This window comes from Chitinophaga sp. 10T418 (assembly GCF_056394125.1).
The window spans coordinates 1-17209 of the sequence record NZ_JBFTHG010000005.1 but is presented as its reverse complement, the minus strand read 5'-3'; the positions used below and the strand labels follow the sequence as shown (position 1 = coordinate 17209).

General features: G+C 42.9%; 6 protein-coding genes. 5 read left to right on the top strand and 1 reads right to left on the bottom strand.

All coding sequences use genetic code 11. The annotated features are described in order from the left end of the window. Nucleotides 1-2: 2 nt before the first annotated feature. Genes AC1DCV_RS15350 through AC1DCV_RS15330 form a run of 5 tightly spaced genes read left to right on the top strand, consistent with a single transcriptional unit; the run spans nt 3 to nt 16614 of the window. On the top strand, nt 3-521 hold the full coding sequence (locus AC1DCV_RS15350; RefSeq protein ID WP_477023951.1) for a hypothetical protein: 519 nt from the start codon (nt 3-5) through the stop codon (nt 519-521). Then, nucleotides 518-7141, top strand: coding sequence for a hypothetical protein (locus tag AC1DCV_RS15345; protein WP_477023950.1), 6624 nt, complete (start codon nt 518-520; stop codon nt 7139-7141). The genes AC1DCV_RS15350 and AC1DCV_RS15345 overlap by 4 nt, the downstream gene beginning before the upstream one ends. Nucleotides 7142-7168: 27 nt before the next feature. Continuing rightward, nucleotides 7169-7960, top strand: coding sequence for a hypothetical protein (locus tag AC1DCV_RS15340; RefSeq protein WP_477023949.1), 792 nt, complete (start codon nt 7169-7171; stop codon nt 7958-7960). 28 nt (nt 7961-7988) lie between these two features. Further along, the gene (locus AC1DCV_RS15335; protein WP_477023948.1) at nt 7989-16163 is read left to right on the top strand and encodes an RHS repeat-associated core domain-containing protein; all 8175 of its coding nucleotides are present in this window, start codon (nt 7989-7991) and stop codon (nt 16161-16163) included. Between the two features lies 1 nt (nt 16164). Next, entirely contained in the window at nt 16165-16614 is a 450-nt protein-coding gene (locus AC1DCV_RS15330) for a DUF6843 domain-containing protein (RefSeq protein WP_477023947.1), read from the top strand. Between the two features lie 20 nt (nt 16615-16634). Here the strand turns inward: AC1DCV_RS15330 and AC1DCV_RS15325 are convergent, their stop codons facing one another. After that, the gene (locus AC1DCV_RS15325; protein ID WP_477023946.1) at nt 16635-17000 is read right to left on the bottom strand and encodes a helix-turn-helix domain-containing protein; all 366 of its coding nucleotides are present in this window, start codon (nt 16998-17000) and stop codon (nt 16635-16637) included. Nucleotides 17001-17209: the final 209 nt, after the last annotated feature.

Below are 17209 nucleotides of genomic sequence, written 5' to 3'. Positions count from 1 at the left end.
TCATGAAGCACTTTTTAATATTGAACGCTTGCTGTTTACTATTGCTGGCTTGCAATAATAACAGGGAGCAGGTGAAAAATCTCATGCAGGATGCACAGAGTCGACTTGTGCAGGATAAACAGATAGGAGATACCAAAGTAAGACTTACCTATCTGCCATTGGGTTGGGAAAAGCAGGCCGGCCTGCATGAAGAAGAAGATGCTACAGAGATGGCTTTCCGGGTAAATGTGAATGGAAGTAAACAGGTGACGGTGAATGAAAAACTGGCTTCGTATGGCGTAGATACACTGTTCCAGCTCATCTTAAACCGCGATACACTTGCTCCTGTATCCGCTGAACGTATTGCTAACGGCAATCTTTCAGGAATTACATACCTGGTCATTTTTGAGCGCAGACCTATGTTGCCGGTACAACAGGCCATGTTTGTGTTTAAAGATTGGTTGTTTACCAATACCCGGTTGGTATTTCCGCTGGAGAGAAAATATATCCTTATTGCTGATTCTTTAAGCCACAGGCTATGATTATAAAGAGTATAAAGATTAAGAAAACACTGGCATTTTTCTTTTTGTCACTGCTGACTTTGGAGAACCTGATACCTCTCCAAACGCTGGCCCTTACCTCAGGCCCGTCACAACCAGAGCATAAGCAATTTGCGGCCTACAGGACCAATGATATGGTGGACCTGTTTTCAGGGGGATTTAAATACAATATTCCGTTAATGGATATTGATGGATACCCTGTTAATATTAACTATGCTTCCGGTGTTGGTATTGATGATGAGGCTAGTTGGGTAGGACTGGGATGGAATTTAAATGTAGGTGCTGTCAACCGGCAGTTAAGAGGTGTTCCCGATGATTTTTCAGGTGATATTATTAAAACGAAACACTCGGTAGCCAACAGGTATGTATATGGCGGAACAGGAAAAGTACGGTTGGAGTTGAAAGGTCTGGATGTGGCGAAAGTATCGGGAGAGATTTCCGTAGGTGTATTCAGCGATAGTTACACCGGGATGGGGGCTGAGTTTGGGGTGAATGCAGGATTATCTCTGGGATTAGTAAATAGTGGCTTTTTGACCGCAGGATTGAATGCCGGATTTAATTCCAATACCAATAGTGGCGTAACGGCTACAGGTGGTGTGAGTTTCGGCACTTCTGCTGCCATTTCTACTGGCGTCTCCGCTAACCTGAGCTATAATACCAGGGAAGGACTCAAGGAACTGACGCTGTCTAATTCCTTTGGGGTAGAGAAATTACAATTTGAATCTGGCCGGAGCTATATCTATAATACGCCACCGTTCAGTCCTAAGATTAACTTTGGGAATAAATTATCCAGCCAATCCTATTCCCTGACGGTGGGAGGAACAGGGTTTACAATATTTGGTGGTGCGGGATTGACCGGGTATATGAGCAAGCAAAGTGTGCTTAATGATACACATACGAATGCGGAGTATGGTTATTTGTATGCAAATCGTGGCACCAATGTAAAAGAGTCTGTCATGGATTTTATGCGGGAGAAAGATAACCCCGTTATACCCAATCTGCCCAATATAGCAGTACCGGTATCTACTCCTGACGTATTTTCATATACCAATCAGATGGGGAGTGGGCAGTTCAGGTTGCAGAGAGGAAATACCGCTGTGGTATTTGATCCGAATGCAGAAGATCAGTCAGAAAACTTTTCTATTGGAGCTGATTACGGTTTTGGGGCTTATTTCCATGGAGGAGTACAGTTGTATAATCAGAACATTAATAACACCACCAGGAAGTGGCAGCGAAATAATGCTTTCTTATCTGTAGCAGATTATAAAGGAGATACCACCAAAGTACAGGAAGAGCAGGCATATTTTAAAATGATGAGTGAACAAACCGTGGATGATGCTGCCTATGTAAACAAGATACAGGGAGAAAAAATGGTGGCGGTGTCGTTGTCTGATAGAACTGCATTGGCACAGTTACAGGATGACAAGGGGAACAGCTATATTCCATCGGGTACTTATAAAAAGAACGGGCGTCAGATGAGGGTGTCACCGGTGAGTTATCTTACAGCTGAAGAAGCTTCGAAGATATTCTATAAAGCTACCTATCCTTCTTATAAGTTTTATGATTCAACTTTGAAAACACCGCCGACATGTGGTCCGGAAGTGGCACAGAACTTCAGCAGAACGTTGAATAAAAAAGGATATCATCTTTCTGAAATAACAGTAACGGAAAGCGATGGTAAAAGAGCGGTGTATGGTTTGCCTGTTTATACCATTCGCCAGGATGAGTATACTTTTGCCGTGAAGCCTGCCTATAGAGACAGTGTAAAATATACGAAGGACAACCTGATCCAGATGGATCTTGACGCCAACGGAGAAATTATGCATAACTATGGTAAAGATCAATTTTACCAGCATGAAACACAACCAGGATATGCTTCTTCATTTTTGCTTACCTCCATATTGAGCCCTGACTATGTAGATCTGACTAACAACGGTATCACAGACGATGATTTAGGTACAGCTGTAAAGTTCAACTACTCAAAAGTAAATACCAAATTTTCCTGGCGTTCACCAATGCAGGAAGGTAAAGCGATGTATAACCGGGGACTTAATGCCGACGGAGACGATGATAAAGGAAATGTGGTTTATGGAGAAAAGGAACTATGGTACCTGAATTCAATAGAAACGAAAACCAAGATTGCTTATTTTATTACAGAAGACCGGGAAGATGCTTTGGGTGTAAACGATATGTATGGGAAAGTAAATAAAAATGTGAAGCAAAGAAGGTTGAAGGAAATAAGGCTGTATTCCAAAAGTGATTTATCGCAGCCGATTAAAACGACCTTTTTTGAATATGATTATTCGCTTTGCCCGGGAGTGCCCAATAGCATTAATGGCGGTGGCAAGTTAACCCTGAAGAAGATCTACTCTACTTATGGTGCTTCGCGAAAAGGCACACATCATCCCTACACTTTCGAATATGCCAACAATCAGGCATATGCTTTAATGTCATCGGATCGGTGGGGAAGTTTTAAACCTGTAACGGCTAACACCACCGGTGGATTTGGGAGCATGAGAAATGATGAATTTCCTTATACTATTCAGGACACTACGTTGGCCAACAGTAACGCAAAAAAATGGAACCTCACTAAAGTAAAGTTACCAACGGGAGGAGAAATTAATGTGGAGTATGAGGCCGGTGACTATGCCTATGTGCAGGATAGAAAAGCAATGCAGATGCTTGGCATTAAAGCCATGATAAAAGATAGTACAGGTACCACGACGGGGAATCTGAGAGATGCGCACGGTATTAAAATAGTAGCACCAGGTCCATTGAGAGGAGCGGATGACCCCAGTATACTCAGGAATTTTGTTACGGATTATCTGAATGGCAGGAACGATTTCTATGTGAAAATGAATGTAAATGTGACGGATAATACCAGCAATAATGCCGACAGCACTTTTGATAACATATCCTGTTATGCAGAAGTGGTGAAAGTGAAGAATAATAATGACGGTACCTATAACATTGTCTTTAAAGATGTATCGGAAGGAGGTGTTACAGCCAACCCTTTTATTATGGCTGCCTGGCAGAAAATGAGACTGGAATATCCCAAATATGCATATCCCGGATATGAAGACAGGATACAGAGTGAAACCGGCATTGAAAGGGCATTGACGGCAATTGTTAATGCCATCGGGAACCTGAGTGAGCTAAGAAAGAATTTCAATGAGCGGGCCCGTGACAGTGATTTCGGAATCAATTTTAATCTGAATAAGAGCTTTGCCCGGGTTGTCAAAGGAGATGGAATAAAGATAGGAGGTCCGGCGAGGGTCAGAAAGATCCGGATGACGGATAGCTGGGATATTATGAGTAATAATAGCGCTCCTGCTGCCGGGTATGGTCAGCAATACGAATATCGTATCGACAACGGAGGGCAAATGATCAGTAGTGGAGTCGCCTCTTATGAACCCTCTATTGGTGCAGATGAAAACCCCATGCGCATGCCGGTCCCTTACAGCCAGGAATCGAGAGGTACATTGACGAATTATTTTTATCTCGAAGAACCATTTGGGGAAAGTTTGTTCCCGGCTCCACAGGTAGGATATAGCAATGTGATTGTCAGAGACCTGGATGCATCCGGGAATGCAGATCCGGTAAAAACAACCGGATGGCTGCAGCATGAGTTTTACACTGCGAAGGATTACCCGGTAATTGTAGCATCACAGGCGCGGCCGGATGTGCGCCAGAGAGGTCCTTCTGGTTGGGCTACTTTCTCTGGTGGTAGCCAGGTATATGAACTGGCTATGTCTCAGGGATATGTGATCTGGTTAAATGATATGCATGGTAAGCCCAAAGCAGAAAGAGTCTTTAACCAGAGTGGCGCGGAAATATCTTCTTCACTTTATTATTATAAATCAGATCCGCTGGATGCAGGTAAACGTAAGCTGAATAATACCGTTACCACAGTAGATGAAAAGGGAAATATCAACCCGGCAGAAGTGTTGGGCAGGGAAATAGAAATGGTGACAGATATGCGGGAGCAGGAAAGTAAAAATGTGGGAACTACTGTACAATTGGGAGTAGATGTAATTCCATTTTTCGCCTGGGCGCTTCCTATTCCGCATTGGCCGCGAAAAGATAATGATAACTATAGATTGTTCCGTTCTGCTTCGGTGCTTAAAACAGTACAACAAACGGGCATCATTGACAAGGTGGTAAAAACAATTAATGGCTCAACAGTTACCTCCTCAACGATGGTGTTCGACCGTAATACAGGACAGGCAGTGGTTACCCGGACAAACAACGAATTTAATGATCCGGTATATTCCGTAAACCTGCCGGCTTATTGGAGATACGGACAGATGGCCGGCGCCTACAAGAATGTAAATACCGTAATAAATAATTTTACTACAGACAATAATGGACTGATTGATCCCAGGTATGCGGCGCTGTTGACTGGTGGAGATGAAATAATGGATCTGAAGATTGCCAATAGAAGATATTGGGTAATTAATTCTCCAACAGCCAGTGATCCGGTAAATAGATTACGGTTGACGGATGATGGCGGTAGCCTCGTCAGAAATTTAAGTAGCCAGGTAAAAATATCACGTTCCGGATTCAGAAACCAATTAGGGGCAACCGCAGGTACAATAGTATGCATGAAGAATCCGATAGCAGGCAACACGTTGGGTGTTTTTTCTTCGGCAGACGCTACTTCATATAAAGTATTGGATGCTAAAGTGGCATTGTATGAAGAAGAATGGGGTGCGAAGATTTGCTATAGCTGTCCTCCCGGATATGTAGTGAGCGAGGATGGTACCCGATGTGACCTTTTACCTGTAGAGAATCCGAATGATACACTGAAATTGGCAAAGGGAGTATTGGACGCAGGGTATAGCCAGAATGGGACAGATTTTAAATTGGCTAATAATTCGACAGTTAACAGGAAAAGTGATTTTTGGGGCGGAAATTGTGGCACTGCCAGTTTTTCATTTCTAGCTGCCGCGGCAAGACTGGGTATGTGCGGACCACTGAACAGGAGTGGGATATGGTTAGATAAGGCAGAAAATGTCATTTTTAATACCTGGATGGGGCTGGAAACCTGTTTTAATGTACCTGCTGCGGGAACATATGGAATTGGCTTTGGTGTAGATGATTTATGCAGAGTATATATAGACGATGTAGCCGTAGTAAGTATACCGGATAGTGCTCCTTATGGTTATAATTTATATAATTGGGCAGTAGTGCCAATGGGGCTTACAGCAGGCAAGCACCGGTTAAGACTGGAGTTCTTTAACAAGTCTTTTCCTGAAATTCCAAATATAACTAATCATGGATCTGTGGGAGTGGAAATATACCGTTACTCACCGGATGTATTGTATAACATGGACCTGAGTCAGGTAGGTGAGGGGATTATTCTATTTTCAACGAAGAACCTTTTGAACCCGGGAACAAAGGTGAATACCTATATACTGGATGGAAATAACCGGAGGATATCCAGATATGGATGTATGTCGGGGACTTTACCCGGCATCTGTGATTCTCCCTATGTATGTGATTCCAGATCCGCACTTATCGTTAATCCATACCTGGCAGGTGTTTTAGGAAACTGGCGTGTGTCAGAAGAAAAGGCCTATGAAGTAAACAGGGTTGATCAGCAGATTTTTTCAAAGAAAAATACAGGCCTGGATCTTCGCAATAGCGGTTATTTTAACTCATTTAAGTCTTATTGGTATTTTGATGCCACTGGTGTAAAAGGAGAGCCGGCATTAACCCCCAATACCAAATGGGTGACCAGCCGGTATGTAACCCTGTATGATAAATATGGGCAGGAACAGGAAAATAAAGATGCCTTATTACGGTATAGCAGTGCGGCTTTTGGTTACAGAGGGGCCGTTCCGGTTGCAGTAGCCGCAAATGCCATGAGAAGAGAGATCTATTTTGATGGTTTTGAGGATTATACATTTAATGGTATCTGCGGCGCATTTTCCTGTAGTGCAGATAGTTTTGATATTCATTCCCTACTGGGAAGTAATTATCAAACCTATATTAAGTCGGATGATGCACATACGGGCAATTATTCCCTCAAGCTCACAAAAGCCATTGAGTTAACTACGAATGTGCATTCACTGGAGCATCTGGCCGGAGACGGCGCCTACCTCGGTAAGGATGCATTTGGTCAATACATACGTAAGCTCACCAAAGGCATTTACCCCAATGGTTTTGAGCCTCAGCCCTCAAGGACTTACATTTTCTCGGCCTGGGTGAAAGATGGCAGTAACGGAAACAGCCTGCCGGGAATTAGTTTGTCAGCCAATAATGTGAATGTGGTATTAACGCGGAAAGCCACCGTAGAAGGCTGGAAGCTGGTAGAGGGAGAAATTAATATCCCCGCTGGTACGACTACACTCCAGTTGAAGATTCCCGCATCTTCCTCTGCCGCTATTGACGATATACGCATATTTCCAAACTATGCTACTATTAAAACATATGCATATGATGAAAAGACGCTGCGGTTAATGGCAGAAATGGATGAGAATAATTTTGCTACATTTTATGAATACGATGAAGAAGGAACACTGGAAAGGGTAAAGAAAGAGACCGATCGTGGAGTAATGACCCTGAAAGAAAGCCGTTCTGTATATCGCAAATTATAAATAATTAAACTGATTGAATCTCTTGCTATGAAGAAGATTACATTTTCATTAAAAATATTGATCCCTATCCTGATACTTACCGGTGTGGTGATGGCATTTGCTGGTGTACCACACTGGATGTATCGCTCAAGGCCAATCCCTGTTGTTGCCCCGGTGGCAGATAAGGGAGTGGTGTATAAGCGGGAAGATGAGAATATGTTAAGAGAGTTAATGGGAGTATACGCACGGATAGATTCCTGTCACGAGTTATATATGACAGGTTCCCTGGATGCGCGTGATCCTGCAGATAGTTCATCAACACTTCACAGTCCGTTCCGGTTTTGCAGAAAAGGGAATGAACTGTACTACCAAACCGGAGATGTAGAGATGGTTGCGCTGGAGGATATATACATCACAGTTAGTAAGAACACAAAGAAAATGTTTGTGGGCCCTGCCAGGACAATAATTTCTCCTTTCAAAATGGCGACAGATAGTATGGTGGATATTTGGAGAAATGACCATTATACCATCGATACCAAGGTCGTTCCGGAGCAAACAACTGTGCGGTTACTATGTCCGAATCACATTACCTGCAAAGAGTATCGTTATGATTATGATCCCGGTGCAAGGGTATTAAGGGGGGTGTATATGAGACTCACCAATCTTAATGATCCATTGAATACTGCCATGGATAAAGAAGTCAAAATGTCTGTAGACCTGTGGAAAGAGAAAGACATTCCGATGGCTTTACTCAGAACAGGAACTTACCTGGTGAAGGGGACTTCAGGTTGGAAGCCGGCTGCTGCTTATGCAGACTATACCCTGATCAGTTTATTCTAGTGTTAATCCCGTTTAATGCCTGTGAAATATGGCTTTTATAAAGCGATTTATTAAATTATCCGCGATCATTTCTATCGCATTACTGTTGTTGTTGGCAGCTATGGGTAAAACCATGGCTGCGATAGAGCCCTATCAGCAAAAGATAGAAGGCAAGCTGAAGAAAGGTGATACCTTGCTGGTGAAGGATGAAAAGTTTCAGAATCCGGCCTATGATTGGAACGTTATCCGCAATAATAGTGTGTATAATGTGATCACCTTCCGGATGAATACGGATGCGCTGACAGGTATTAATAAACCTTTTTCCTGTAAGGCGGATCTGAAAGTAGAATACTGGAGTCAGCCCGGACAGGATCTTCCGATCACGATAGAACATGTAAAGCTGGATATTAACTATGATACCACGGCGGGTGCCGTGTATCAGCTGGCGGCACAGTATGAGTTCAAGGATGCCTACAGAATAAAGATCTCTGTAAATGATATCAGCAGCAGCGAATTACCGGACCTGCCGGCAGCATTCACGCTGGAGGCAAAGGTGATTGTCGATCGGGATTATCTCCCGCATGGAGATCAAACCCTGATACCGTCTGTAAACATAAATACAGAGGAAGCAAATGGGGGTGGTGGTATATCAGCGAGGGCAGCTATCATTGCAACGCCTAATGCGGTATCAGTTAATTGGGATGTTATACCCGGCGCACAAAAGTATGACCTGGAGTGGACATTTATAGATGATGAATCAGCCAATGGAGATATACTGGCGCAGGCAGGAACAGGTGCTTCTGCCACTGTATTGGCGCCGATGTTTCGTAATAATGCCACCCGCGTTACGGTAGAAACAAACAGTTATGTTATTTCGTTGGTACATAACACCAAATATTTACTGATACGTATGCGTACAGTAGATGAAAGTAATGGCTACCGCAACGAAGGCAGCTGGAGTTACCAGATTAAATCGGATGGTGTTACCGTGCCGGCAGTGGTAGTGCTTAGTAATGGCTGGCATCAGCCAGGACTTAACTGGCAATACGATGCCAGTTATGCGGAAGAGGGAAAGAAAAAAGAAGTGGTGAGCTACTTTGATGGTACCCTGCGTAACAGGCAAACGGTTACTGTTAATAACAGTGATATGGTATCTGTAGTACAGGAAAATGTGTATGACCAGTTTGGACGGCCAGTCGCCAATATATTACCTGCTCCTGCTGGTTCGGGAGTATTAACTTATTACCCTGCTTTTAGCAGAAATGCCGCAGGAAATGCTTATACCTATAACAATATATTTAAAGGACTAACAGGTGCCTGTATTGGAGTACCTGACCCCTTAAAAACAGATACCGGGGCGGCTAAATATTATTCTGCCCAAAACCGTTTTCTAAGCAGTGATCCTTATAATAAATACATTCCGGATGCGGAAGGTTTTCCATTCGCTGTCACTTCCTATACCCCGGATAATACAGGCAGGGTAGCAGTAAAAGGGGGCGTAGGAGCTGCTTTTCAGCCTAATGCGTCTACCTCGCTTAATCATACATCCAGGTATTACTATGGAAAACCGGAGCAATGGGAACTGGACCGCTTGTTTGGAAATGATGCAGGATTTGCAGATCACTATCTGAAGAATATGGTGATAGATCCCAATGGACAGATCAGTATTTCCTATCAGAATTCCGCCGGTAAAACAGTGGCAACGGCCCTTTCCGGTAATCCTCCTGATACATCGCTGCTGGCCTTATCTTCTAAGCCGGCTGCAGTAAGGAAGAGTATCGTTTTATTACAACCGGAAAGATTTGTATTTGATCCTTCTACGCTGAAATTAACTGCTACTACCACTTACCTCGCATCTGCCCCGGATCCTGCGGCTTCTTTTAGTTTTAGTATGGAGAAGCTGATTAAAAAGTATGTGCAGAATGGAGTTACTATTTGCAGTAATTGTTATTACGAGATGAAGATCAGTGTGAGTGATGATTGTAATAATAAGATACTGACGCTCAATAATGTAAAAACGGGCAGTGATTTATCCGATTGCAATAAAACGGGAACTTACGATACCTCATTTACCGCATCATTCAGCAGGATAGGAGAATACTATATTACGTTTGAATTGGCGCTTAATCCGCGTGTGATAGAAGCATATACCAATGATTTCATTACCCGGAATACCAACCTGAAAACGCAGTTCCAGTTTGTAATGGAACAGGTGAAGAAAGAAGACTTTTCAGGATGTTTTTCAGAGTGTACTACCTGTAAAGATGCGTTGGGTGCGAAGCCTGATTTTATGCTTGGGCTGAAAAAGCGGATGTTCCAGAATGGAGTGGATACAGTTGTTAACCTGGCTGCTATTAATACATGGGCAGGAGGATTGTACGATGCTTTGTACAGTAATTGCCAGTCATTGCGCACTACCTGTTTATCGTCGCCCTGTGATCAGTTGAGAAGGATGATGGCGCAGGATGTTAGCCCCGGTGGACAGTATGCTTTATTTGATAGTGCAGGTTACCCGCTGGAGGCCGGCATCAATGTCCTCAATCAACATTGGCGTGATTCATTTCCGGTAAAACTGCCGGGAGATGCGATGTATGAAGCCAGCAAATTTCAGCTGGATGATGGTAGCTATATGTCTCCATACGATCAGTCTTTCACTTTACAGATGTTGGTGAAATACTGGCAGCCGGACTGGGGCGACAAGTTTGTACCATTTCACCCGGAATATTGTGCCCTGAAGTTTTGTAATGATCATGCCAACTATAAATCATGGGATCAGCGGTTAGAGCAGATCTATACGACTACAGCAGATATCCCGCTGATTAAGGCAGGAATGTCATATAGTACTACTGATGGCTCCTGGCTGCTGGCTGCTGATCCATTTTTTGCAGTAGGAGGAAAGGGAGAGAGTTATTATGACTCATTTAAAGCTGATCTGGATAATTATAGTTATAGGGTTTTAAATGTTCCTGGCGGAAGTGTCAATACGAAGAATCTGTCGAAGTATGTAGATTATCTGCTGTATTGTTCTGATTCTACCAGTACTACCAACAGTGGCAGTAAGATAAGTGACCTCACCAGGTGGAATCAGTGTGCACCCAATGCCAGTTGCCGTGTTCCGGACAGGGAGTGGCTGTTATACATGAATATGTATCTGGAGCTGAAGGCAAAATATTATCAGCAACTGAGGGATTCATTTTACTGTCAGGGCAGTTGTAAAATAGGACAGTCGCCTGTACATTATTACGATTGCAATGACTTTACGGCCAGCATGTTTACCCGCTCCGGAAATACGGGAATCGTATATGTCTATCCACCCGCTAATAAGTTGATTGTTCCGGGTATTCTCATTACCGTTTCTTTCCGGACAAGGACCACAGCGCCATCTGTTTATTTCACTTCAGATAATCCCGGAATGAAATCATTTTTGGTACCGGTAAACGATCAGATTGTAGATGGCCCATATATCAGCTGCACGGGCACCCCTAACTTTCCTCCTGCATGCCCGGCCGAATATGCGAATAAGAAAAGTCGTATACTCACTATCGACTACAAAGTTCCGGAAACAGTAGATACAGCTAGCCTATTGGAAGATGCAAGGTATGCAGTAAGTTCACAAATTAAGGTAGCCTGTGATGTTGCCGTTGATAATTTACTGAATAAGTTGTCCGGATATACCAAATACAATGCGCTCAGTCCAGCTATTAAACAAACTTTCCGTACCCGTCTCACTGAAATATGTTCTCTGGGAGGAGATATGGATCATATATATGGATCAAGTACAACACTGGGCGGAAAAACAAATACTGACGGGGATTCATCTTTTGAACAGGTATTGAAACGTTATCTCTCGCTAACTTCATTTGACATGCTATGTAGTCCATGGCTGATGGATGTACCTTATCCAGCAAATGTAAAGGCGCAAACAGTTACCAGAACCATCAGTGCAACAGATGCTGCTATCTGCACCAAATTGAATGCTTTAAAACAGGAGCAACAATCAACACAGCCAGGTGCCACCTTCTACAATTTCCTGCTATCGAAGTATGGTAAGGGGATGACCATTATCTCGGCTGAATTGGATGCACTTCTTAAAGGATGTAATAACTGTCGTTACCTGATTGACCGCGATATTAAATTGCCTGTGTTCCTGGATGGTACGGCGAAAGGATGTATTACTGCCGCAGAGTTCTGGACTGCCAGGAATGATTTTAAGGTAGCGATGGGTAATACGGTAGATTCTCTACACAGTAACTATAAAAATGTTTATCGTAATTATCTCAATCAAAAGTGGGGTTTTACACTGAGCTTTTCTGACTATGATAATTATAGAAAGCTTTTGCAAACCAGCGCTGCTGAAACCCTGTGTAACAGCCCTGTTTATAGCACCGTGAAAAGTGATCCCTATAACTGCATGTATACGCTCATAGATGGCGCTATTGCAGGCGCCAACAGGGCATATACTATTTACATAGATTCGGTAAAACTGGATTTCCGTAAGCAGTATGTAAATGTTTGCAGCGCTGTTCGTTCGAAAGTAAACCTGAGCACTTCTCAGCAAATTTATCATTATACCCTTTACTACTATGATCAGGCAGGTAGCCTGTTGCGTACAGTTCCTCCCGAAGGAGTGGATCTGATTGAGGATACCTCGTTGCTCTCTCAGATTGACGATGCTCGTCGTGGCGACTATAGTCAGTGCAACTATGGCGGTCCCCAGAATAATACGAATGTTGATACTACACTTAGCCGGCTGGGTACAGCGCTTACAGGCGCTAACCAGTCTATAGAAATGTGGTTGTATAATCCTGATGGAGATGGCACTCAGGTGCTTACTCCCGCGGGAGGAAAGGCATATTTAAATGTTTGTATAGATGGGGATTATCTGCGTGTAGAGGTGTATAAGTTAAGTGCTACAGACCCGGGTGCTGCATTAATGGTAGTTTCTAATGCGATAGATGTAAACATTAGTGCGTTAACACCACTTAAGCAATGGACACATCTGGTTTTACAGGGGCCTGATCTTGATAGCAGTGGGGCTATCAGTGTATTTGTAAATGGCGTAAGTTGTCCTGCCGTTTCCAATGTTCCTATGAGTGGCTGCGACTGGGATATTACATCAGCAAGTAGTGGTAGCGCCATATTTGCGCAGAACCTTTCTTATTTGCGGCAATTAAGAATGTATAAGCGTTTGCTTACAACCGCTGAAATTGCGGCCAATGCTAAAGAAGTTTGTCTGGGATTGGCGGCAGCTTATGCAACGGGACTATTAAGAGACACAATCTCCTGGGGGCGGTTCAATACGCCGGACGCCGGATCACCTACGACTGTTCCTGGCGCAGGAACAACAGAAGGAGTGATGAGCAGCATTTATCCCCGGCATCGCTTAACTACGGATTATGCTTATAATTCGTTGGGCAAGGTAGTACAACAATATTCACCTGATGCCAATAACAGTTACTTCAGTTATGATGCAAAAGGGCGTTTAGTGGCTTCCCGTAATGCCAATCAGGCCCTGGTGACAAATAAGTTTAGTTATACAAAATATGATGGTTTAAATCGCATTATAGAAGTAGGGGAGAAAGCAAATGCCCGGAATACCGGGATGTCTGGATTTGTGACGGATGCTGATTTGAACCTATTCTATGTGTCGGGCACTAATTCTCAGATCACGCGGACTTTCTATGATGTAGCCATATTGGATGGCGCGTTGTACCCGCAGCAGAACCTCCGTAGCAGGGTAGCTGCCAGCGTTTACCTGGAGACAGAAGGAACCGTGGAACAAGGTAGCTATTATAGTTATGATGCCCTGGGTAATGTGAACACGATGTGGCAGAAGCTATACGGTTTGTATGAAATGAAAAAGATCGATTACGGCTACGACCTGGTGAGTGGTAAAGTCAATGCGGTTCGTTATCAACAATCCAAGCCGGATCAGTTTATCTATAACTATAAATATGATGCAGAAAACAGGATTGTAAAAGCTAAAAGCGGTATTGCCTACGTTGGAAATAACTGGGACATCACCACCCCTGTTACAGATGCTTATTATCGTTATTATAAACATGGTCCGTTAGCGCGTACGGTAATAGGAGAAAACAGTGTGCAGGGCATCGATTATGCCTATACGCTGCAGGGCTGGCTCAAAGCCATCAATGGAACCGGTCTTACCCCGGCTAATGATATTGGCCAGGATGCTTTGCCTGCTGCGCCCACCGCTACGGTTGCCAAAGACGTAATGGCCTATACGCTCGATTATTTCACAGGGGATTACAAACCTATTGGAGGAGTCGGCGCAACAGCATTAGGTACGAAGTATGTGGCTGGTACCACCGATATTACCGGTCAGGATTTGTTTAATGGAAATATCAGCAGGACGACAGTCGCACTATCGAAATTTAACGCTGGCAACCCCATAGGTTATAGTTACCGTTACGATCAGTTGAATCGTTTAGTGCGTATGCGTCAACACCAGCCAACTGCGGGCGCCACCACCTGGGGAACAACGCAACGGGTAGAAGATTATAAAGAAGATATCAGCTATGATGGAAACGGCAACATCTTGGGTTACCTGAGAAACGGAACACGTGATAGCAGCCTCGCGATGGATTCTATGAGCTATTTCTATCCACGCGATACTGAAGGTAATCTTATCGCAAATACCCTTCGCCACATTCGCGATACAGTGAGAAATGCGGCATATCAGTCCGACCTGGACAATATGGCGGTCGATAACTATACCTATGATAAAATCGGTAACCTGGTGAAAGACCAGGCTGCCGGAATCGGGAATATAAATTGGTCTGTTTATGGTAAAATAAAAAGTATTACTTTCAGTGACGGAAGTTCTTTGTCATATAAGTACGATGTTGCGGGTAACCGTATTTACAAGGAATATCTGAAGTCAGGCGTCAGCTCCAAAACATGGTATCTCCGTGATGCACAGGGAAATACGCTGGCTGTGTACGGGAACCGTAACGGTGATGCTCAAACGTACTGGAAAGAGCAGCACCTGTATGGAAGTTCCCGCGTAGGTATGTGGCTGCCGGATATGCAGGTAACTGGCACCGCCGGTAACCCAACTACTTTGTGGAATCAGGCGAATCTCACACGTTACGAGCTGTCAAACCATCTTGGGAATGTGCTGGCGAGTATTTCAAATCAGCAGGCAGGGCAGAATGCTACTGTGTATAGTATGTCTGATTATGCGCCGTTTGGGATGCAGATGGTGGGGAGGAAGTGGAGTTTGAATCCAGGAGGTTATAGGTATGGGTTTAACGGGAAGGAGAATGATAATGAAGTGAAGGGGGAAGGKAATCAGCAGGATTATGGGATGCGAATCTACGATCCACGTATCGGGAAGTTCTTATCAGTAGATCCGTTGGCGAAATCTTACCCATGGAATAGTCCATATTCGTACGCTGAGGGGGATGTAATTAGAAGCATAGATTTAGATGGGCTAGAAAAATATATTATACATCAAAGAAGTTTTGCTCCTTGGGAGTTTTTTGGAGAGATCGCCACTGGAGGGCTGTATAAATATTCTGGAGATCACCGCGGATTTTCGATTTTGTCAGATGATATGATCAAGACTAAAGTGTCCACTGCAATAACTGTAGATATATCTACTGCAAAAGCTACCTTGACAGCTGCTAAACAATTTGGCAATACAATAAGGTATGATGGAAAAACAGGAGAGGCATTGAAGACTGCACCAATAGTAAATCCAGAAATTAACATGTGGGATGCACAACGTAATGGAAGTGAAGTTTCAGTAAAGGCGAGAATTGAAGGGCAGGCTCCACTTGCGCCATTTCCTATACTTGACCCGATTAGTTCATTGATTGATCAGCCGATAGTTTGGACGGGAAAAACATCTATAGATAATCATATATCAGATGGATATATAAATGTTTCTTATAGCTTGATAGGGAAAGGTTTTCCTGCATTTGAATCATTTATTGAAGATGCGAACGGTACAAAATTATTTATAGGTGCCTATACTTCGCCTGCAAAAAGTAATATACTTCAAGCACTATCGGGTTCAGAGCTATCTCTTTCAAGAACATTTAATACCAAGATTTCTACAGATCAAGATGGGAATTTTAATGGTGTTTATACCAAGGATAGAAATGGGAATGACGTTGTAGTGAGTCCTGCGACTTATAATGCACAAACATCCAATGCCTCTGCAGCGAGAGATTTACCTGGAAAGAAAATTCCTTAGTATGAGAATAAGTTTATGGTTTATTGTTGTTGGTTTAAGTATTATGTTGGTGTCATGCGATAACGCATTACATTGCGAGAAACATTTTATTCCAAGTGGGTATGTTGGAAAGGTTACTGTTTATTTTAATCAGAAGAACGGTCAAAAACAGTATGGTAAAGATGGGTGTATTATTTATTCTATTCCGAAAGATGGAAAATGTTTTAGCGCTTTACCTATTAGGCAAGGAACGGCATATCCTAATCAAACATTTACTTTTTTTGAGCTCGTAAGTAAGGATAGCGCAAATCAAATTTTTGAGTTTTATGAAAATGAATATTTGAAAGATACTATCCATAATAGAGAGAAAAAATATATTTTTTTATTAAGTAGTGGATACTCAGAAGGCAATTATAATTTTGAATATTATGTAGATTATGGCAAGGCTTATAAAAGCCATTTGCATTATTAGATATTGTGTTAGTGACCATTTTACATGTCGGCAATATTTTTTTGAAAGAAATCTTTAAACTTAGACTTGGTGAGCATTGTATCAATAACCCGGTATAATGCTTGCCTGTCTTCGTCTTCGAGTTGTTCAATCAGACGTAGCTTCTCCGAAATCGTTTTGTCTTCGATCTTCACTTCTTTGGGTATCCTGCCTTCAAAATGGATTAGTTCATCGATGGTCATACCGAACAGGCGTGCAATTTTATCCAGGGCTTCAATGGAAGGTTCCCGTTCTCCTTTTTCAATCTTGCTATAGTTGGAAGTGTGAACGCCCGCAGCAGCGGCGACTTCCTTTTGCATGAGGCTTTTTTGTTCTCTTATTTTTTTGATGTTTTTGCCGATATCCATAATGGCGCAGTGTTGCTAGTCTTAAAGGTAGTCAAAACGGCCATTTTGATGAACTATTTGTACTTTTTGACAATTTACACTTGTCAATATGGAAACTAATACTTTATTTTGTACTTGTCAAAACGTCAAAAAATATTTTTATGGGTACAAAGTCAATCAGATACTGCAAGCTACATGGCCGCATCAGATACTGCAAGCTACATGGCCGC

Bases quoted from the DNA above. Each gene is read 5' to 3' on its own strand.
- AC1DCV_RS15340 (WP_477023949.1), top strand. From the start codon at position 7,169: ATGAAGAAGATTACATTTTCATTAAAAATATTGATCCCTATCCTGATA.
- AC1DCV_RS15325 (WP_477023946.1), bottom strand. From the start codon at position 17,000: ATGGATATCGGCAAAAACATCAAAAAAATAAGAGAACAAAAAAGCCTC.
- AC1DCV_RS15350 (WP_477023951.1), top strand. From the start codon at position 3: ATGAAGCACTTTTTAATATTGAACGCTTGCTGTTTACTATTGCTGGCT.
- AC1DCV_RS15345 (WP_477023950.1), top strand. From the start codon at position 518: ATGATTATAAAGAGTATAAAGATTAAGAAAACACTGGCATTTTTCTTT.
- AC1DCV_RS15330 (WP_477023947.1), top strand. From the start codon at position 16,165: ATGAGAATAAGTTTATGGTTTATTGTTGTTGGTTTAAGTATTATGTTG.